The sequence below is a fragment of the Halobacillus sp. B23F22_5 genome, assembly GCF_043497085.1.
In the GTDB taxonomy this organism is placed as follows: domain Bacteria; phylum Bacillota; class Bacilli; order Bacillales; family Halobacillaceae; genus Thalassobacillus.
Genome location: NZ_JBIEKI010000009.1, coordinates 64,306 through 82,680, shown reverse-complemented (window position 1 = coordinate 82,680; position 18,375 = coordinate 64,306). Strand labels below are relative to the sequence as shown.

Annotated in this window: 23 protein-coding genes; 13 read left to right on the top strand and 10 right to left on the bottom strand. The window is 42.4% G+C overall.

From position 1 onward, the window contains the following. The first annotated feature begins 55 nt into the window (after positions 1–55). Entirely contained in the window at positions 56–379 is a 324-nt protein-coding gene (locus ACGTN9_RS13110; RefSeq protein ID WP_499593458.1) for a winged helix-turn-helix transcriptional regulator, read from the top strand. Between the two features lie 325 nt (positions 380–704). Continuing rightward, complete coding sequence (gene brnQ, locus ACGTN9_RS13105) at positions 705–2,063, top strand: branched-chain amino acid transport system II carrier protein (protein ID WP_499593456.1); 1,359 nt, start codon at positions 705–707, stop codon at positions 2,061–2,063. Positions 2,064–2,113: 50 nt separating this feature from the next. Here the strand turns inward: brnQ and ACGTN9_RS13100 are convergent, their stop codons facing one another. From ACGTN9_RS13100 to ACGTN9_RS13085, 4 genes are all read right to left on the bottom strand, one after another. Further along, positions 2,114–2,764, bottom strand: a complete 651-nt coding sequence (locus tag ACGTN9_RS13100; protein WP_499593454.1) for a GntR family transcriptional regulator — start codon at positions 2,762–2,764, stop codon at positions 2,114–2,116. 124 nt (positions 2,765–2,888) lie between these two features. Further along, positions 2,889–3,770 carry an arylamine N-acetyltransferase family protein gene (locus tag ACGTN9_RS13095; protein ID WP_499593452.1) on the bottom strand — a complete coding sequence of 294 codons (882 nt, stop codon included), beginning with the start codon at positions 3,768–3,770 and terminating at the stop codon, positions 2,889–2,891. Continuing rightward, the gene (locus ACGTN9_RS13090) at positions 3,692–7,075 is read right to left on the bottom strand and encodes an SCO7613 C-terminal domain-containing membrane protein (RefSeq protein WP_499593450.1); all 3,384 of its coding nucleotides are present in this window, start codon (positions 7,073–7,075) and stop codon (positions 3,692–3,694) included. Before ACGTN9_RS13090 ends, ACGTN9_RS13095 begins: the two co-directional genes overlap by 79 nt. A 45-nt stretch (positions 7,076–7,120) precedes the next feature. Beyond that, a complete protein-coding gene (locus tag ACGTN9_RS13085) occupies positions 7,121–7,399 on the bottom strand; it encodes a hypothetical protein (protein ID WP_499593448.1) in 279 nt (92 codons plus the stop codon). Between the two features lie 363 nt (positions 7,400–7,762). Here ACGTN9_RS13085 and ACGTN9_RS13080 point away from each other — a divergent pair, with 363 nt between their 5' ends. Beyond that, the gene (locus ACGTN9_RS13080) at positions 7,763–8,707 is read left to right on the top strand and encodes a nucleoside hydrolase (protein ID WP_499593446.1); all 945 of its coding nucleotides are present in this window, start codon (positions 7,763–7,765) and stop codon (positions 8,705–8,707) included. A 164-nt stretch (positions 8,708–8,871) separates the two neighbouring features. Here ACGTN9_RS13080 and ACGTN9_RS13075 read toward each other — a convergent pair whose 3' ends face one another. Both ACGTN9_RS13075 and ACGTN9_RS13070 read right to left on the bottom strand, forming a co-directional pair. Further along, the gene (locus tag ACGTN9_RS13075; protein WP_499593445.1) at positions 8,872–10,224 is read right to left on the bottom strand and encodes an FAD-dependent oxidoreductase; all 1,353 of its coding nucleotides are present in this window, start codon (positions 10,222–10,224) and stop codon (positions 8,872–8,874) included. Between the two features lie 75 nt (positions 10,225–10,299). Next, complete coding sequence (locus tag ACGTN9_RS13070) at positions 10,300–10,818, bottom strand: GNAT family N-acetyltransferase (RefSeq protein WP_499593443.1); 519 nt, start codon at positions 10,816–10,818, stop codon at positions 10,300–10,302. Between the two features lie 229 nt (positions 10,819–11,047). Between ACGTN9_RS13070 and ACGTN9_RS13065 the strand changes: the two genes are divergently transcribed. The 4 genes from ACGTN9_RS13065 (at position 11,048) to ACGTN9_RS13050 (ending at position 13,927) form a co-directional block, all read left to right on the top strand. Then, positions 11,048–11,479, top strand: a complete 432-nt coding sequence (locus tag ACGTN9_RS13065; RefSeq protein WP_499593441.1) for an RDD family protein — start codon at positions 11,048–11,050, stop codon at positions 11,477–11,479. Between the two features lie 146 nt (positions 11,480–11,625). Beyond that, on the top strand, positions 11,626–12,042 hold the full coding sequence (gene arr, locus ACGTN9_RS13060) for an NAD(+)--rifampin ADP-ribosyltransferase (RefSeq protein ID WP_499593439.1): 417 nt from the start codon (positions 11,626–11,628) through the stop codon (positions 12,040–12,042). A 336-nt stretch (positions 12,043–12,378) separates the two neighbouring features. Next, positions 12,379–12,831, top strand: coding sequence for a hypothetical protein (locus ACGTN9_RS13055; RefSeq protein WP_499593437.1), 453 nt, complete (start codon positions 12,379–12,381; stop codon positions 12,829–12,831). A gap of 280 nt (positions 12,832–13,111) precedes the next feature. Next, positions 13,112–13,927 (top strand): hypothetical protein, encoded by an 816-nt coding sequence (locus ACGTN9_RS13050; protein ID WP_499593436.1) that lies wholly within the window; start codon positions 13,112–13,114, stop codon positions 13,925–13,927. Positions 13,928–14,066: 139 nt separating this feature from the next. Here ACGTN9_RS13050 and ACGTN9_RS13045 read toward each other — a convergent pair whose 3' ends face one another. The 4 genes from ACGTN9_RS13045 to ACGTN9_RS13030 all read right to left on the bottom strand — a co-directional run bounded on the left by ACGTN9_RS13045 (position 14,067) and on the right by ACGTN9_RS13030 (position 15,591). After that, positions 14,067–14,462, bottom strand: a complete 396-nt coding sequence (locus ACGTN9_RS13045; protein WP_499593435.1) for a VOC family protein — start codon at positions 14,460–14,462, stop codon at positions 14,067–14,069. Between the two features lie 145 nt (positions 14,463–14,607). Next, complete coding sequence (locus ACGTN9_RS13040) at positions 14,608–14,985, bottom strand: hotdog domain-containing protein (protein ID WP_499593433.1); 378 nt, start codon at positions 14,983–14,985, stop codon at positions 14,608–14,610. Between the two features lie 93 nt (positions 14,986–15,078). After that, a complete protein-coding gene (locus tag ACGTN9_RS13035) occupies positions 15,079–15,366 on the bottom strand; it encodes a hypothetical protein (RefSeq protein ID WP_499593432.1) in 288 nt (95 codons plus the stop codon). 27 nt (positions 15,367–15,393) lie between these two features. Next, positions 15,394–15,591, bottom strand: coding sequence for a hypothetical protein (locus tag ACGTN9_RS13030; RefSeq protein WP_499593430.1), 198 nt, complete (start codon positions 15,589–15,591; stop codon positions 15,394–15,396). A 182-nt stretch (positions 15,592–15,773) separates the two neighbouring features. On the opposite strand from ACGTN9_RS13030, the gene ACGTN9_RS13025 reads away from it, so the two are divergent. From ACGTN9_RS13025 to ACGTN9_RS13000, 6 genes are all read left to right on the top strand, one after another. Next, positions 15,774–15,989 (top strand): hypothetical protein, encoded by a 216-nt coding sequence (locus tag ACGTN9_RS13025; RefSeq protein WP_499593428.1) that lies wholly within the window; start codon positions 15,774–15,776, stop codon positions 15,987–15,989. A gap of 17 nt (positions 15,990–16,006) precedes the next feature. After that, entirely contained in the window at positions 16,007–16,279 is a 273-nt protein-coding gene (locus ACGTN9_RS13020; RefSeq protein WP_499593427.1) for a hypothetical protein, read from the top strand. Between the two features lie 36 nt (positions 16,280–16,315). Beyond that, a complete protein-coding gene (locus ACGTN9_RS13015; RefSeq protein ID WP_499593426.1) occupies positions 16,316–16,462 on the top strand; it encodes a hypothetical protein in 147 nt (48 codons plus the stop codon). Then, positions 16,455–16,727: a hypothetical protein gene (locus tag ACGTN9_RS13010; protein WP_499593424.1), complete on the top strand. Its 273-nt coding sequence runs from the start codon at positions 16,455–16,457 to the stop codon at positions 16,725–16,727. Before ACGTN9_RS13015 ends, ACGTN9_RS13010 begins: the two co-directional genes overlap by 8 nt. A gap of 122 nt (positions 16,728–16,849) precedes the next feature. Continuing rightward, the gene (locus tag ACGTN9_RS13005; protein WP_499593423.1) at positions 16,850–17,677 is read left to right on the top strand and encodes an amino acid ABC transporter substrate-binding protein; all 828 of its coding nucleotides are present in this window, start codon (positions 16,850–16,852) and stop codon (positions 17,675–17,677) included. Further along, positions 17,661–18,368, top strand: a complete 708-nt coding sequence (locus ACGTN9_RS13000) for an amino acid ABC transporter permease (RefSeq protein ID WP_499593421.1) — start codon at positions 17,661–17,663, stop codon at positions 18,366–18,368. Before ACGTN9_RS13005 ends, ACGTN9_RS13000 begins: the two co-directional genes overlap by 17 nt. Positions 18,369–18,375 lie beyond the last annotated feature (7 nt).

Genomic DNA, 18,375 nt, shown 5'->3' with positions numbered 1-18,375 from the left:
TAAATTGATTACTGTTAGTATTTTAGGGTAAAATAGTAATGAGGAGTGATAACGTATGAATACATCTCAACTCTGTCCTAAATTTGAAAAAGCAATGAGCATTTTAAGTAAACGCTGGACAGGCCTGGTCATTTACCAGCTGCTTTCAGGCCCCCAACGCTTTTGTACCATTGAATCATCTATTGGGATTAGCGGAAGGCTCTTATCAGATAGATTAAAACATTTAGAGGACGAGGGAATTGTAAAACGGGACGTATACCCTGAAACACCTATTCGAATTGAATACTCGTTGACGGAAAAAGGGGTAGCATTACAGCCACTGATGAAAGAATTAGAAAAATGGTCTCAAGATTGGATTGCCAGTAAAGAGACCTTATAAGATTAAAGCCTTTGTGCTTTTTGCACTATGAAGCCCTAAACGATAGGGAAATAAGAATAGCGTAATTTTGAATTAAAACCCGATACCATTTAAAGAACCAGGTGAACAAAATCGCCTGGTTCTTATATTTTGGTCAGTTTTGAGATACTTTTGATCCCAAATCATGATCCTGCACTGCATCTGAAGATTCAAAGGGTATATATTGAATTTATTTACATATAAAAATATTCTGTAATATATTGCATTTTGCATATGGGAGGAGTATGATAGATTTCATTGATATATTGCATATTACTAACTTAAAAAATATTAGGAGGAAGGCTTCATGAAGGGAAAAATGTCTTTTTCGTCATATGTAACCATTGGCGTCATGCTATTTGCTTTATTTTTCGGAGCCGGTAACCTGATCTTTCCAGCACAGTTGGGTCAAAATGCCGGTACCAATCTCGGGCCGTCAGTTATTGGATTTTTAATTACAGGAGTGGGACTCCCATTGCTTGGGATTATTGCCATGAGTTTTTCGGGAAGCCGTAATCTGCAGGAACTTTCAAGCCGCGTACACCCGGTGTATGCCATATTTTTTACGTCACTGCTTTATTTGACTATCGGACCATTTTTCGCATCCCCCCGTACAGGTACAGTTGCGTTTGAAGTTGGTATATCACCTTTTATAAATGAGTCTTCACAACAAATGGGATTATTTATTTTCACCTTCTTATTTTTCGTTGTGGTTCTATTGTTTTCATTAAAACCCGCCAAGCTTGTAGATAATGTTGGAAAATTTTTGGCACCTGGGCTGGTTGTACTGCTTGCCGTGCTTCTTGTTGCAGTATTCACCAATCCGATGGGAACATTGCAAGCTCCTCAGGAAGCTTATGCAAATGAAGCTTTTTTCACAGGTTTCCTCGAAGGATATAATACAATGGACGCCCTTGCATCACTGGTATTTGGTATTATCGTGATAAACGCTATTCGGGCAATGGGGGTCACCTCTAATACCGATATTCTTAAAGCAACCGTCAAGGCAGGGAGTATTGCGATATTGCTGCTAGGTTCGATTTATGTTGGTATCGCGTATTTAGGTGCCACAAGCACACAAGCTTATGGAATCTTTGCAACTGGCGGACCGATTTTAAGTAACGGTGCTTCCCATTATTTCGGCACATTTGGTTCTGTCCTGCTTGCCATTGCTATTACGTTGGCATGCTTGACAACTGCGATCGGATTGACGGTAGCCAATGCAGAGTACTTCCATACGTTGTTTCCGAAGATCAGTTATAAGACACTTGTTGTCTTCTTTGCCACAATCACTTTTGTGATCGCGAACTTTGGATTGGCAAACATCATCACTTACTCTGTACCGGTCTTGATGTTCTTATATCCACTGGCGATTGTCCTGATCCTTTTGACATTCCTGTCTCCTTTGTTCCATCATGCAACGATCGTTTATAGTTCAACTATCGCTGTTACGTTTTTAATCAGCATCTTTGATGGTCTCAAGTCGCTCTGTGAATCACTGGGAGTCGACTATTTCAGCTGGATGCAGCCGATTGTGCGCTTTTATGAACAAACCTTACCACTCTATAACCAAGGACTTGGATGGCTGCTGCCGGCAATAGTTGTCATTGCCCTCACCGGTGTCATCAGCCGTTTTCAAAGAAAAGCTCCCGTTCATGCGTCATGAACGAATAAAGCCGGCCACCTCATTACTTGAGGAGCCGGCTTTTGCGTTTGCTATTGTTTAAAATCTTCTAGTGTACGGAGCCAGTTATCTTTCATTATGGCTGCAGCTTTATCCTTGTCACCATCTCTCATGGCGGCAATAATTACTTTGTGCTCTTCGATGGACCGTTCGGCTAAAATGATAGAGTTATGGAAAAAATGCCTGCGAACATGTGCCTGCAAGGATGCTACCATGCTTTTGATATACGTATTTTTTGTTATATCAATAATCACCTGGTGAAATTCTTCATCGACTTTTAATGCATCATAGGCCTGATTGGCAGAAATTAATTTGGCAAAACGTTCATTGATGTTTTCAAGCTCTTTCAGCTGATCCGCTGTTATGTAATCAATTGCCAGTTCCGCGGATAAAGACTGTAAGGCTGCCAATGGCGGGAGGAGATCATTGATAGCTTCGCGTTCGATTTCTGTGACTTCGGTGCTCTTCCCTGGATACATTTTGACAAACCCTTGCACTTCTAAAAGCTGCAGTGATTCACGTACCGGCGTTCTACTGCTTCCTAACGCATTAGCCAGCTCCGTATCATTCAGCTTTTCGCCAGGTCGCAAGGTTCCATCAATGATCCACTGCTGAATCTGGTTGAACGCGTTTTCCTTGGCAGATTGGCGAACAGGTTTCGAATGGTTTGCAGGTATAGGCATAAGATTCCTCCTTTCTAGATATTCATTTGGTATGAAAAAGTATACACGAAAAAGCCCATTAATGAAATATGCAATATATCATTAATGTACTTACGACCTGGATTAAACTCCTGCTAACCATCCGTTAAAATTCAATCCCAAACTGTTCTCTTGCCAGCGTTTGGAACGCTCTTTTGTCTATCTCCCGCTTCTCTTTCTTTCCATGAATCCACTCCGTATAAGAGGAATCAGTCAAGGTTTTGCTGCCATCGACAGTAAGCTGTACAGCCAATGGATTTTTATTGAATGGGGACTGGTCGTGATGCTTGATGATATCCTGCACTTCTTCTAATTCCGGCACCTTATTCACCGGACGATTGGTATCGAATGCATACCCGATATGCCAGTCGCTCTGTTTGTGTCTAAGCTTCATTTCCAAGCGATAATTCCCATACTTACTGTCCGACTGTTTCACCCGGAACTCACCATTGCCGGAGTTCACTGTTTCACCTGTAAACGGTACGGGGCGAAGCGGTAAGTTGCCGCCAAACCCAGTATCCACCAGCCAGGATTGGCCTTTATATTGAAGGATAATCGCGACGTGTGTTCTTCCGAGATTCGTCCAATCCTGTTTCGCTTCTACGAACACTTCTCCACGAACCATCCGGACATCAAAGCCATTTTCCAGGAGAAAAAAGTAAAGCAGTGGATTGAGCTCGTAACATAGCCCGCCTTCATTTTCGACGAGTAACTTTTGTATAAGATTTTCCTTTGTAAGCGGCCGGGTTGTATCATTCAAAACACGGGAATTTTCAAAGGGAAAGGTCCATGCTGTTTTCTCAAGCAATTCATGGAGAGAATCCATGGTAATCGTTTCGGCTTCAGCCAACCCGACTCTCTCACGAAACAAATCATTTATATCTGTCATGATCGTACCTCCGAATAAGTTTAATTCCACTTTTTCAAAGCAACCCATAGCCGCTTCAGTTTTCTTTCCACCTGCGAATCCGATTGCTGTTTCTTCCATTCATTGTAACTGGCGATGACGATAAGAAGCAGTCCGGCAACCAGTAAGTACACCCACCACGGTGCATTGCCCCAGTATGGTTTTGTCTGGTAAATGACATTGAACATCAACACGCCCATGCCGACAAAAAAGTAGGATTTGATTCGCCACTGCATGCCGGCGATCATGGAAGCAAGCGAAAGTCCTCCGATGATCCAGGCATCCCAAATAGTGTGGCTTTGTATCGCATCAACGACTAAATAAGCAGCAACGAATAGGACAACAGCGAACTGAATTCGATTCATCATCGTCGCGAACGTTTTCCAGGTCCGCTTTCTAAGAAAGTACAATATTCCAAGGATTGGCAGCATGTGAAGCTCTGCTTCAACCAGGTCCGGGATCCACCAATGATAATCGACTGATACAAGGAGATAGCTGGCATAAAGGCTTAAAAACCCAGCCGTGACAAAGCCTTTTTCGAGCAGGACTTCCGTCCACTTTTTAGCAAGGAGGAGGAACCACACGGCCAAAAGGAGGACAGGGATGATACGTATCCAGACATTTTCATCGCTCATCGTCATGACATTCAAATAAGCGATATACACAAGTGCTGTCCATGAGTACGCATCCACCTCATAGTTCGGGCCAATCAAATAGGAATGGAAAAACCGGCCTGCAATTAGTAAAATCCCGATACAGCCGGCTATGACAGCCACAATACCAGTCAGGTCCCAGTCAATGATGACATTTTCCCACAAAACGATCGTCAGTAATAATGGTGCAAATCGTACAAGTGACCACCCTCTCCGGTGTAAGTAGAAGAGAATCAGAATAGCATAGCCAAGTGCGACCAGCCATTCAAACCCTGCCCATGTCTCTGAACGACTGGTAAAAAGGAATAAGCCGAATATCGAAAAAGGAATCCAGTACCATTCGATTCTTTCTTTCCAGGTTTCTGACACGAGCATCCAGATACCAGCCATCAGAATGCTTGTGATCAAAAAGGCATATACATACGGCATGGTTGACCACCAGCCATAATAATCAGGCAGCGTCAAAACGACCAGGAACTGCGTTGTAAGTGCCGCGAAAAGCATCAGTTTCAATTCCCACTCCCGTTTTGCCTGTAACGAGCTATAGATATATAACCCCAGCGGCAAAAGCAGGAACAAGGGATGGACACTCGTTCTTCCGATTTGATCCAACAGAAACAGAACGATGATCAATGGCTGGATGATATGTCCCAGCCCATAAAAATACGGCTTGCTCGACGCCCACCTTTTTTGTCCTGCCTCCCCTATCGCGACCAACAGCACGGGAGCAAATAGCATATAAATAAGGAAAGCCTCGAACGATCCGATTGAAAAAGTTTCTAAAAGAGATACGTAAAAGGCAAGGGTGACTAGTGCCACTGCACCCCATAAATAGGACTGTTTAGAAAAATGCACAAGTCCAAACATCATGCCAATACCGGTTAAAAGAATCAGCGGCCTGACAACAGCGGCATCAACCAGGGGATTATTCCATAACATGATCATCGACAAGACATAAGCACCCTGGGAAATATAAAAAGTCGCAGCTGCCAATTCCTTTTCCTTCCATTTGTACCACCCCACAAAAACAATCACGTGCAGGACAGATGCCGCTGCGATATGAAACGGAAAGGATAACCCCGTCTCATAGGATGGAAACCAGCGTACAAGCGGTTCATACACCATGGCTGCAGCTACCATGGAAGCGGAAGGCTGGCTCCATATAGCTGTTTCCCGGATTTCAGTACGCACGGGTTTCTTTTTCACCAGATAAGCAAGCAGACTGACCAGGAGGAACATGAAGGAAACATATCCAAATAGCATGTCGTACATGGCATAGCCGATCGATCCCGCTAAAACGATCAGCGACGTGTACAAGGTGCTTTCCTGCACCGGCTGCAGCCAGCTAATTTTTGTCCACAATCCGACATAAACAAACACAATGGAAGCTCCAAGGAACATAAAGAGGAACAACGGAGCGACATGGCCCAACTCCCAAAGGTTCCATAAGCTGATAAAAAAGAAAATCGGCGTCAAATAGCGGAATGCCACATGGCTGATCACATTTGCCAAAAGAAGATAATTGGCGGTGATAATCAAATATGCCACCAGCAGCACCACAGAGCCTTCTTCTCCCTTTAGTGTAATGCCTTGATAACTTATATAAATAAAAGCACACAGCGAAACAACCCCGCTCGTGTAACGGAACACTTTTTCTACAAATTCATTGTCCTTAAAGGCATAGGCGAATCCTAAGTAAAGCAGACCGGCTAACGCATAAATCGTCACATCGACCGACTGCAATGGGGTATGCTCGACCAGCTGATAGATGGCATAGACAATCATAACTGAAAAGACGAACTGGTACGCTTTCGTTTTATAGACGAACACCATCGCCATATAGATGCTTGCTGTCAGTAATAGATTGAAACTATAAAAAAATTCACTTTCAAAGAAAAACAACATGAGCAGTGTCGATAGCACAAGGTTCAGCTGAGCGTATAGTGGTAACTCTTTTATAAAAAGGTTCCATGTCTTAGCACGCACATAAACGATCAGCAGTACAGCGTTATAGAGCATCAATAGCAAATAAAACTCGTCAACCGACAGCGGCAGCGCCCCTAGCGCAAAACCAACAGAAAGCGAAGCAAACACAAGGGTAATCCATACATATAACCGGGATTGATGTACGAAGGCGTGCCTGATATATAACGGCAGTGGAAGGAGCGTTCCCATCACACCAAGCAGGTACCTTCCCTCTCCAAACAAAGACAAATAGCTGCCTAACAGTTCAAAAAAGCCGATGGCCACAATCCCGATGGGAATCAGCAAACTCCCCAATGTCAGAAAAGCAAAAGCCGTCTTCCTGATTTTCAGGATATGACCGGTGAAATAACTTAACCCGAAGAAAAACAAGGAAACAAATGCGATTGAAGCAACTTTCATGCCAGCCTCCATTTGATTCCACTGGCTCGTCGCAACGATCAGACCAGTAATGAGTAAAAGCGAAACCCCGAGGATTAACGACCAGGTGATGTTCCGTTCCCGTATTTCTTCAGCCGATTTCACTTTTTTCTGTTTCACTGGCTTCACAGGCTCAGGTTCTGTCATCTGCACCGGGTCAGATTCAGCTTCTTCCGGCTGATTTGCAGCCAGCTCCATGTCGTGTATGTAGGACTCGTTCGCTTTTATGGCGTCCTCATATGCTTCATCACTCAAATATCCATTCTTCCATAATTGAAAAAGCCGATCATTAAATATGGTCAGTTTCTCATCTTCTGGTAAAAAAGCCATACTCCTCCCCCTTCCTCCTGCTCCCCTATATCGGAAGTCAGCTCTTTACGGGCCTCCAATCCCCATCGCCAGCTGCAGGAAATAGGCAACGACCAGCACAAACCCATTCCCGACAAGGCTGATCAATAGCAATAACCAACGCTTAGCCATCAACCAGGAGAGTATCGCCAGTAAAATACCAGCCACCGAAAGAATACTGTAGACTGTAATGATAACGTGCAAATTTACATCAGGCCCTCTTAAAATATAGAAAACTTTGACACTAATAATTACAGGTAACATGGATATGAAACCTAATAAGATTCCTGTTTTCTGCTTCCTCAACCTTCCTCCCCCTATCTTTCCATACAACGACCGCTTCTTGCATAAAACTTCTAATCTGTAATCATCGGGATTAAACATTTATATGTAATGCTAATATTTACCATAATATCGTAATCTATGATAAGAAGGTGTTTGTAAGACATTATCTTCCTAATCACTTAATTCCAATTATTTCAAAACCCCATCAAATACTCAACCTATTTTCTCATGAGGTTTGCAGTGGCGTCTTAACACTTATGTGTGCACGCCCTTTATCCACCTTATTTTGTTGTAGAAACTCTAGGAACATTTATACAGGCACATTTCCCCAATTATTACATCAACTATTATAACGATACGAATAGCGGTCTAGGAGTGAATAGTATGGTTAAGAAGGCCCTGGTTTTCGGAGACATAGGGGTGGATGATGCGATTGCCCTTATTTATGCATATTTAAATGATGACATTGAATTGGTGGGGATTGTTGCCGATTATGGAAATGTCCCACGAGATGTTGCTGTCGGAAACGTTCATTACTTGTTTGATCTTTTTGATGTAGCAAAGGACGTTCCGATCATTGGAGGAGCCGAAGCCCCTATGACCGGAGAGACACCTGCCTTTTATCCGGAAATTCACGGCGAGTATGGATTGGGGCCAATTACACCGGGTAAATATGAAGGAGTAATCGAGAATTTCTTTGAAATAGTAGATATCATTGATACACATCGAGACGAATTGATTATCATAAACATTGGCAGGCTCACAGCACTCGCAACGATGTTCATTTTATATCAATCACTCATGAAAGAAGTGAAAGAATACTATATCATGGGAGGGGCCTTCTGGGTTCCTGGTAATGTTACGGCTGTATCAGAAGCTAACTTCCATGCTGACCCCGTTGCAGTTAAAATTGTGCTCACTTACGCCGAAAACCTCAAGATTATCCCGTTGAATGTGACAGATCACGCCATTGTCACACCTGAAATGGCTGACTACATCGGGGCAAAAGGAAAAGCTAAAATCGTTAAAAAACTATTGGACTTTTATTATGATTTTTATAAAGGAAGGAACCCCGATATCAAAGGTAGTCCTGTACACGATGCACTCACCATGATGGCTCCTCTACATCCTGAAATGTTTAATTATCGACAGTTGCCAGTTCATATTGATACCAGCGCTACTGGAATACTGAGAGGACAAAGTATTGCTGACATTCGACCTTATATTGAATTTGAAGAAACAGCCAAACTCCATGATATTGCATTTCAATTCGATTATTCCCTGTTCTTCAAAAATTTTATGAGTGTTATGACAGGAGAAACCTTTTAATTATCCTTCAGAAAAGGCGAGGACCGTATTTTTCAACGGACCAGCCTTTTTAAAAAACAAAGGCAAAAGCCGCCTGTCACATAAATGGTTAGCCAGCGTGGAACGAACGAGAAACTTCTTGCCTAACGCACTTACCTCCTGTCCTCACGCAACGATGTTCCGACCTAACGTATTTTACGATTATTTGAAAATGTTCGCTTCAACATACTTTTTACAACTCCCGGACGCATCAAAGTAGAAGTTGGGCCAAGCAGATGCATTACACGTATAAAAGACTGATAGACATCTTTGTTTTCCGATGATAAAAGAAAAATGTTTTTCGCATACCATTGCTGAATAGCAAGGCCTACGGGTTTCTTTCCAATCGTATCGGGGTAGCGAAAATCTTCTGTGATTACCATATTCCAAATAGGAGAAATGATTTTCCCGGCCTCTTGATGAAACCTGTCTATTATATTTTGCGTGGACCTATTGTCGCTGGTAAGCAATTTTTTTAATGCCAGTGCTTCCAGGACTGCAATACTCATCCCCTGGCCAAAAAAAGGATCAATCCTGCATACCGTGTCACCAATCATCAAAAGCCCCGTTGGCAGCTGCTTCACCTTATCTATTCTTCTCCAAGTAATATTCGGTACACGGAAGGTAGCAGTTTTGGATAAAGCAGTGGCATCCTTCAGTTCGTGATAGAGATCCAGTTTCGGCAATTTTCTGGCGATTTCTATAAAGCTATCATCACTCTTTAGTACTTCTTTTTCGTTTATTTCGTTATGATATCCCATGAAAGTGACTAAATAACGATTCCCCTCTACCCTCGAAATGCCACCGCCGATTTTTTCTAACGGAGGCGTTGGATACACAAGCTTAATCGACCAGTCCCTGTCTGGGTTGTCAGGGAGTTCAAGGGTCTTTGTAAAATAACTCAAGTCAATTTTAACCTTCTCCACGGGTATATGTACTTCTCGTTTGGTAAGCCACCTGGAGGAAATACTACTCACGCCACTGGCATCTACCACGAGATCTGCATGAATGGTTTTTATCGTGTCGCCATCAGCAATTTCGACTCCGGTAATTTGATTTTCTTCTTCATTATAGAAAAAGTCACGAACCCTTTGGCTGTACTTAATGCTTATGTTTGGGATGCTTTTCACATATTGTTCGATATGCCACTCCAGATGCGGGCGTGTCTGAAGAATAGTTGTGTAGTCTCCGTTAAACCGTAGTTTCCAAACGCCATGGTGAAACCAGGCAACATCCTGGGTTGCATTGATTTTAACAGCCCCGCTTCTGTTAAACCTCTCCGTAATACCAGGAAACAGTTCTTCAAGACCATTCGCACCAGCAAAAAGCAGCGCATGGATATGCTCGCCTTGGGGCGCTCCTTTCCTCGGAAGAGGCCCATGGGCTTCTGAATCACGTTCTAAAATAATGACCTCCTGAAAAGAATCAGCCAGCACACGTGCAGCCAATTTTCCAGAAATACCTCCACCAATAACAACAGCCTTTTCTCTCCGTTTCAACCACGACAACTCCCATCCTATTCCTCACTTCACCATAAACCTCAATATAACGGAAAAACCCTTTATTGATTTGAATTAACTTTTATATATGCAGTATCTTCTATAATTAGTATCGTCATCTGTACCGATCGCTTTGAGACCAAGTTTCTCAGCAACCCTGATGGATCCATGATTCATGTAATGGATATCCGCCACTATTTTTTCCAGGCCCGGCGTATCAAAAGCATGTTGTAAAATCACCCGTGCTGCCTCCGTAGCATAGCCCTTCCCCCAATATTTCCGTTTTAGCCTCCACCCAATTTCAATCTCCGGGCCACGATTGTCTATTGGAATCAATAGTACCCAGCCCAAAAATTCTGCAGGATTTTCTTTTGATTCAATTACCCAGTACCCCATCCCAGGAGGATACACCGTTTCCATACGCTTTCTGACAAAAGCTCTGTGCTGATTATAATATCCTCCATTAATAAGCTCCGCTATCTCCGGTATGTATTTTACTACCTCGATATCAAGATCCATTTCAATGCAGTCATCCATATCTTCCAGCGTTCGCTCCCGCAAGAACAACCGCTCTGTTTCAAAAGACGGTAACAATTCCATCCCCTCCTCTGTGCTACTTTTATTATAAAATACTTAAGATCATTCCACTTATTATCGCTAGCATACCTATACAAACCAAGACAGATTTATGAATTATTTATTCTGATTTGAAGTTTCCTTCACTTATATCGGATTGCAAACGAATCATATGCATATAAAAGCTTCATAGAAAATAGATATGATACGATAAAGTGAAAAGAGAAAATTGTAAGGGGGATCACGGATGGAAATATCTAATCCAGCAGGGTTTTGGAACAGGTTAGGGGCGAGAATCATCGATAGTATTTTAATGAGTGTGGTGACAGGACTCATTACTCTAACCCTGTCTGGAGAATTTTTAGGTGAGGACTATGACCCGACAGATGGAATCGGGCTATTGTATGTCCTCCTCCTGCCTATCTTCTGGTATGGATACACCGTCGGTAAACGCCTGACAGGAGTGCGTATCGTGAAGAAGAATGGAGAAAATGTAGGGATAGGGAATATGCTGCTGAGAGAATTGGTAAGTGCATTTGTATATGCATTTACTTTAGGAATCGGGCTTATTGTCAGTGCATTTATGGTCGGATTAAGAGAAGATAAACGAGCCATCCATGATTTCATCGGAGGTACCTATGTCACTTATGACCCACCAGAAAAAAGTGAGCAGGCTTGAATTTTAAGTATAAAAAGTATTTTTGTTCAAATCCAGGCTTTCTACTTCCATTATACTCCTAATTATAAAGTATTTGTAGACTACTCTTTCTATCGTTCCTGTCCTATACTGTAATACACAAATCTAAAAATAAGAGGTGTATCGGTATGAATGACAAAAAAGATGTCTTAGATAAAGGCCCATTCTTTCATGGTACGAAGGCAGCACTGAATATTGGAGATCTGTTGAAACCGCAATACTTATCCAACTACCAGGACAAAAAATCAAACTATATATATTTCACCGCAACATTAGAGGCTGCTAAATGGGGTGCTGAATTAGCAAAGTCTAATTCAAAAGAAAGAATTTATATTGTAGAACCCCTAGGTGAATTTGAAAATGATCCGAACGTTACTGACAAAAAGTTCCCTGGAAATCCCACACGTTCTTACCGGTCTAAATCGCCTTTGAAAATAGTAGCCGAATTAAAGACGTGGGAAAGACATTCGGATGAAGTAATAAATCATATGCTTACCTCTTTAAAAAAGTTACGTGAACAAGGAAAAGCAGTCATTTACGATTAACCTTCAATGTCTATTATGTTATGACTGATATGAACGGTGCCTATCCCCACTCTTCTAAAGTGGGGGTCAGGCGCTAATATATGTCTTCCAGTAGTTCATCTTCCATGTCAATCGCCTTTTATAAAAGTTCCACCCCAACTCAAGCCCCTCCCTCTCTTACCTTCATGGCAGCAAAACGATTTCTAATATCCATTCCTTCTATGAAACCACGATATAACCACGATATCTTACACGTACTGAACAATACTTAAAACTTCTTTTCTCCCAGCTAGTAAAACCTGATAGATGAATGTATAAAAATATCAGTAAATCAAAAAATAACTTGAGGTGGTGGCAGTGGTATTTATACTAATTGCAGGTTTTATAATTCCATGGATAACAGGGGTCTATTTATATAAGAAGGCACCGAAGATTTTCTACACAACAGCTCCCATTACCGCTTTAATTGCTGTCGTTCTAAACCAGGCAGGGATACATCTAGGGTTATGGAAAGTGAATCATATGCCCGTGATTGTATTGTTGGATTCCTTGTTCTTAGACCTGGGCATCTTCACTATTGCCGGGGCCTGGTTTACCTATATGCTTGTCTACAAAAGGAAGCACCCTATTTTGGTATACAGCTTGTTTATCGGAGGGATGACTACCTTAGAAGGATTAGCCCTCCTCCAGGGAACACTATCTTATGGGCAGGAATGGAGTTTTATTTACACTATCCTTATGTATGTTGGCGGCTTTCTGGCCATCGGGGCTATTTCAAAATTATTAATAAAGCTCAACGTTTTCCCATAATCCACCACACTAATTCTTCAATTATTACATGCATTCCTCTCAATTTTTTGCACGGTACGGTGACTGCCCCAATCATGGCACTCATTTATAATAGTCCTTCCATTGTCCGAATGGCGCCTCCATTCGGCCTTTTGTTTTTCACATTTTTCCTATGTATCACTCCTTTGTTTTCATAAGCTTTAACAGAGCTGACTCACTTAAAACAAAACATCCATTTTCACCCAAGTAAAGTGAAACTTTTTCCAACTATACCCGTAGTTTAGGTAAGGAGGTTGTTTAAATGACTCATGTGAAAGAACTCATTTACCAGGACGCACGGCGTCAATTGCTCACAGGCGTAGCTTTATCCTTTATCGCACTCATTTTCATCATCGGTTTCCTTACATTAAACCCAAGCGGTTTCATACTTTCTCTCATTTATAGCGCGGTTTTTACCATAAGCGGCCTCGGTCTGCTTCGTACCGGCTATCTCGATTTACAAAAAGCGAGGCAGACAGAGGATGATTTAACGGAAGATGACACAGAGGACACGCTTGAAAGAGTCCCTGCCCGGATGTATCTTGGCCAAAAACCGCTGAAATCCTACCAGGCTGGTCTTTTTGCAATGGATGGCGAACTGTACGGGGAGATACAGGAAGAGGTCGGCTTCAAACAAAAGATTATGATGGGGGTAACAGCTACTTTGTCATTTGATTCCGTGCGATCCGCTGATTTCATTTTGAAAAATAAAGAAGGAAACCTCTTATACAGGGTGGAAAAGAAAGGCGGATTCTCCTGGCGGGGCTATGTGCAGGACAGAAAAGGAAACTATGTTGCCTATACGAAAGATACGAAAATCAAGGGCAAGCAGATCACCCAATACATTGAATCCGACCAGTGGCGCTGGCGCGCAGAAGGCGATGCCGTCATCGGCCATTTCACGATCAAGGACCAAGAAGGCACAACGTGGGCAATCATCAAACGTGGAGCAATTCCGACAGAAGCAGTCGATCGTTTTGAACGGATGCCCGGTTACTTAGTCGAGTGGAAAAAACGGGACCATATCCCTTCATCGCTAATTGCATTTTTATTTCTACTACAATCACGGGATCGATGATTGCAAAAAAAGATCCTGTCCCCATCGGGCAGGATAGCGGTGTTGGCAGGATACTTTTGTTAAGCGTTTAATGTAAACCTTAGCTTGATAGAAAAAAGAACCCTTAAATTAAGGGTTCTTGCATTACCATGACAGGGTGCTATTTTGCGTTTTCATCAGGTTGATGGATACCAAAAATATTGCCTTCCGTATCCATATAATATCCCTGCCACGCCATTCCAGGCAGAGCGGATTTCGGCATTGCCACCTTGCCTCCCTGAGAAAGAATTTTAGTTTCGATAGAATCGTAATCTTCCACTCCCATTGTACAAGTATAAGCATTAACAGCCTGGTTCACTTCCGGAGGAGCACTTTGCCGCTGCATCAAAGCACCGTTGATACCCGGCTCTTTTTCATCGCCAGTCACCGCACCAAAATAAGGCATCCCTGCGAAATCGCTCCAATCTTCAAACCTCCAACCAAATACCTCACCATAAAATTTCTTTGCCCGCTCCATATCATCGACATGAATTTCGAAATGAATGATTCTCCCCATAGTTTCCTCCTATATTAAAAAATTTAATTCTTGTATGTATCCCCTAGGAATTTATATTCTACCAGCAGCTGTCATACTCCTTCTTTTTCCAACGAATGAAGCCAGCGAAAAACTTTGCATCAGCTTTAACTTATGGGGAATAGGTTTAAAGAATGAAACCTGAAAAATTCCCTTTCAGTACTTCCTTGTCCTTCTGATTCGTACAGAAAAAGCTCGCTACAATCGCTGTTCTATCCTTTTCTGCTTTTTCGTATTTTTCAATGGTAGCTTCACAAATAATCGTATCTCCCGTGAACACGGGTCTTAAAAACTCGAAATTCATGGTCCGGGCCATTACATTGTGGTCGCCCCCGATTTTTGTTGGCAGCGTTGCCGTTAGTAACCCTTGCACCACTAGACGCCCCTGCTCATCCGGGGTTAAATGGTGTACCCCTTCATCCCCGGAAACCTTTGTGAATAATTCCACGTCCTCTTTCGTGAATGTTCGTTCGAAAGTGATGGTATCACCTACTTTTAGCGACAACTTCATTCCTCCTAGCATTTATTTCTTGTTACCTTAACTACGAGACACGCATGAAAAATTCCTCTTCTGTTTATAAAAATTGATTGCCTTCTTTTACGTATGTACATCCTTCTGTTTTTTAACAATCCCAATCACGAGCACAAACAGTCCTATTAAAAAAAGGCCGATAAACACAAGAACCATCATCATCCCGCCTGCAAACCCGTCCCCCACGATGTTTGCAAAAATAATACCAATCAGGAACGACAAACAAGGTGCAATCGCTACCATAAACACGGTTCCCCAAATAACATATTTACGCCGCACCGACTTCCCATCACTCCACAGATAAGCGATGAAGGATGCGATGATCATCACACAAATGGGTACTGCAAATATCATTACAACCATCCCCTTTTTCAACTTTACTTACGGGATAAAATCAAAAGCATCCTTAAATATCCTGCCTATCAACCTTAATGCGAAAAAAATCATACGGACAGGTACGATAAGCAGTTCCGGCACCCAAAATAAGAGGTCTAAGAAACCGTCCCAAAACGTATAAGCTTCCTCGTTTTTTCTCGCCTTTCTCGTTTTTTGCTTCTTTTTTTCCCAACGCTCATACATCCATGCCATCCCCTACTCGATTTTGCTTTTATTCATTTTACGAACTACACTCCCAAACGTTTCAACTATTTTCCATCTTCCATTGAGGGTGCAGGCAATCTTTGGCATAATAATACTATTGCTCAAAAAATTCACGAAACGCATGTCGTACATATCTATTAAGCTAGCTAGGAGAGATCAAAATGGAGAAGAATGGCCAAATCTTAATTGCGATCGGATGGCTGTCTGCTATTTTTGCCCTGTTTATCTTCCCGCCGTTTCTTGGCATCGTCGCTTTCTGTATGGGTGTTGTGTTAGGCAGAGATTATGATTCAGGCAAGCAGGCAAAATTTTTGAAAGTTGCCGGTGTCCTTGGGGCAATTGGCGGCTACTTACTAAGTATAATTCTAATAGGTTGATTCTAAGGAGAGGGACCATGAATAAAAAGTTACTAACCTATACCATTCTCGGAAACTTATCATTTGGAATAGTTGCTATGTATGTTTTTTATGAACTTCAAATCCGGAAATCCCTGCCTTCTTACGGCATGATCATTTTTTCCATTGCATTCTGGATTATCGCTGATTATATCGCCCTGCTTCATCGACGAGGAGATGAAAACCACCGGATGTTATGGATCGGCAAGACCACACTGATCGCCACCTTTATCATTGGCGGTATCCTAATAGCTATGGGTTATTTTTCATAGCAAATCATTACTTAATTTGTAGGAGTGGCAGGGTTTGTGAAGCGGAATATGCCGATCGGCCAGGAGAACTCCTTAACCGATCAAGAAGCAGCTGATTTTTCCGCCTATATCCTTTACCACGAACGTCCGCTTTACCAGAATCATAAGAAGTACTTTCCACATGGCGGCAGACCAGATGAATAAAGAACGAAGAGAACAAATCCGGAACGGCACCTTTGATTGGTCCACCATTGATAATATTGTAATGCTAAATTTAAAGTCAAAAGTGCCTGTACCCTATTGGAGTAATACATTAACTTCTAAAGGGGCAGGCACTTTTTCTGATTATATGATTTTTCCCTTAGGCAATTCCTGCCAGCCGGACGGATCATGGGTTCCACCGTTTTCATCATTATTTCAGACACTTTTCTCTTTCCATTTACCCATTATCGGTAGAGGTGTATGGTAATAATCGGTATTTCTATTACTCCTACAGTAATTTCATTGACATACTATTGTAAACACCCTTATGATAAATACTATAAAACCCATCTATTTAGTATGCATTAGAAAGAAGGAGGAAATTTTATAATGAAGAAATCTTTGCTATTATTCATATTTACGTTGTTAGCCGCGGCATTGGTCGCCTGCGGGTCGGATAAAAGAAGCGATAATCAGGAGGAAGCCACTTCTTCTGACAACTCAGACCAATCATTGTATGAACAAATCAAAGAAGAAGGCGTCCTGACAGTCGGTACAGAAGGAACGTACCCTCCATTTACCTTTCATAACGATCAAGATGAATTGACCGGTTATGATGTGGAAGTCGCCCGTGAAATCGGCAAGCGCCTGGACTTGGAAGTGAAATTCAATGAAACCAAATGGGACGCGATGTTTGCTGGATTGAACGCCAAGCGATTTGACATGATTGCCAACCAGGTCGGCATCCGCCCTGACCGCCAGGAAAAATATGATTTTTCTGAGCCATACACGGTATCTACCGCCGTACTCGTGGCTAAAAAAGGAAATGAAGACATCAAAACATTCGAAGACATTGAAGGCAAACCTGTAGCACAATCATTGACCAGTAACTATGCAGATATAGCAAAAGAATACGGAGGAGAAATCCAATCCGTAGAAGGGTTCAACGAAGCGATGCAGCTGACTGCCTCCGGCCGTGTCGAAGCTACGATTAATGAGCGGCTTTCTGTACTGGATTATATCAATCAGAAAGGGGATCAAGCTCCAGTAGAAATCGTCGACAGGCAAGAAGATGCAGCTGAAAGTGCCATGATGTTCCGAAAAGGCAATCAAGACCTTGTAGAAGCAGTGAATGGTGCATTGAAAGAAATGAAAGAAGATGGCACGCTAGCTGAAATCTCCAATAAGTGGTTTGGCGAAGATGTATCTAATCAGTAATCTGATAATGTCAGCTACTTTAGGTATGGATCGTTACCTGGATATTTTCCAAAGCTCCTTTTTTCCTCTGTTGGAAGGAGCTTTGACTCGTACCATACCTCTTACCTTGATCGCTTTCAGTATTGGACTCGTGTTAGCTGTCATCACAGCTCTATTCCGGTTATCCGGCATTAAGTTGCTTGAGATCATCGCCAGAATTTATGTTTCGCTCATTCGCGGCACACCGTTACTCGTGCAGCTGTATATCATTTTCTTTGGACTAGCAAGCGTGGGCATCGAAGTCGACCCCTTCCCTGCTGCAGTCGTCGGCTTTTCATTGAATACAGGAGCCTATGCTTCGGAAATCATTCGTGCGGCAATCCAATCGATTCCGAAAGGACAATGGGAAGCATCCTACTCCATCAGTATGAATTATGGACAGGCGCTTCGCCGGATTATCATCCCTCAGGCGACAAGAGTTTCAATCCCGCCATTGTCCAATTCTTTCATCAGTCTGGTAAAGGATACGTCACTCGCTTCCACCATCATGGTTACAGAAATGTTCCGGAAATCACAGGAAATTGTCGCAACAACGTATGAACCGTTACTGCTATATACGGAAGCCGCTCTACTGTATTGGACAATCTGTTTCCTATTGTCACTAGGACAAGATGCCATTGAGAAACACTTGAATCGATATGTGCAAACGTAAGGAGACT

Bases quoted from the DNA above. Each gene is read 5' to 3' on its own strand.
- brnQ (WP_499593456.1), top strand. From the start codon at position 705: ATGAAGGGAAAAATGTCTTTTTCGTCATATGTAACCATTGGCGTCATG.
- ACGTN9_RS13100 (WP_499593454.1), bottom strand. From the start codon at position 2,764: ATGCCTATACCTGCAAACCATTCGAAACCTGTTCGCCAATCTGCCAAG.
- ACGTN9_RS13090 (WP_499593450.1), bottom strand. From the start codon at position 7,075: ATGGCTTTTTTACCAGAAGATGAGAAACTGACCATATTTAATGATCGG.
- ACGTN9_RS13080 (WP_499593446.1), top strand. From the start codon at position 7,763: ATGGTTAAGAAGGCCCTGGTTTTCGGAGACATAGGGGTGGATGATGCG.
- ACGTN9_RS13050 (WP_499593436.1), top strand. From the start codon at position 13,112: ATGACTCATGTGAAAGAACTCATTTACCAGGACGCACGGCGTCAATTG.
- ACGTN9_RS13005 (WP_499593423.1), top strand. From the start codon at position 16,850: ATGAAGAAATCTTTGCTATTATTCATATTTACGTTGTTAGCCGCGGCA.
- ACGTN9_RS13035 (WP_499593432.1), bottom strand. From the start codon at position 15,366: ATGATATTTGCAGTACCCATTTGTGTGATGATCATCGCATCCTTCATC.
- ACGTN9_RS13095 (WP_499593452.1), bottom strand. From the start codon at position 3,770: ATGGAAGAAACAGCAATCGGATTCGCAGGTGGAAAGAAAACTGAAGCG.
- ACGTN9_RS13030 (WP_499593430.1), bottom strand. From the start codon at position 15,591: ATGTATGAGCGTTGGGAAAAAAAGAAGCAAAAAACGAGAAAGGCGAGA.
- ACGTN9_RS13010 (WP_499593424.1), top strand. From the start codon at position 16,455: ATGAATAAAGAACGAAGAGAACAAATCCGGAACGGCACCTTTGATTGG.
- ACGTN9_RS13110 (WP_499593458.1), top strand. From the start codon at position 56: ATGAATACATCTCAACTCTGTCCTAAATTTGAAAAAGCAATGAGCATT.
- ACGTN9_RS13065 (WP_499593441.1), top strand. From the start codon at position 11,048: ATGGAAATATCTAATCCAGCAGGGTTTTGGAACAGGTTAGGGGCGAGA.
- ACGTN9_RS13000 (WP_499593421.1), top strand. From the start codon at position 17,661: ATGTATCTAATCAGTAATCTGATAATGTCAGCTACTTTAGGTATGGAT.
- ACGTN9_RS13020 (WP_499593427.1), top strand. From the start codon at position 16,007: ATGAATAAAAAGTTACTAACCTATACCATTCTCGGAAACTTATCATTT.
- arr (WP_499593439.1), top strand. From the start codon at position 11,626: ATGAATGACAAAAAAGATGTCTTAGATAAAGGCCCATTCTTTCATGGT.
- ACGTN9_RS13025 (WP_499593428.1), top strand. From the start codon at position 15,774: ATGGAGAAGAATGGCCAAATCTTAATTGCGATCGGATGGCTGTCTGCT.
- ACGTN9_RS13045 (WP_499593435.1), bottom strand. From the start codon at position 14,462: ATGGGGAGAATCATTCATTTCGAAATTCATGTCGATGATATGGAGCGG.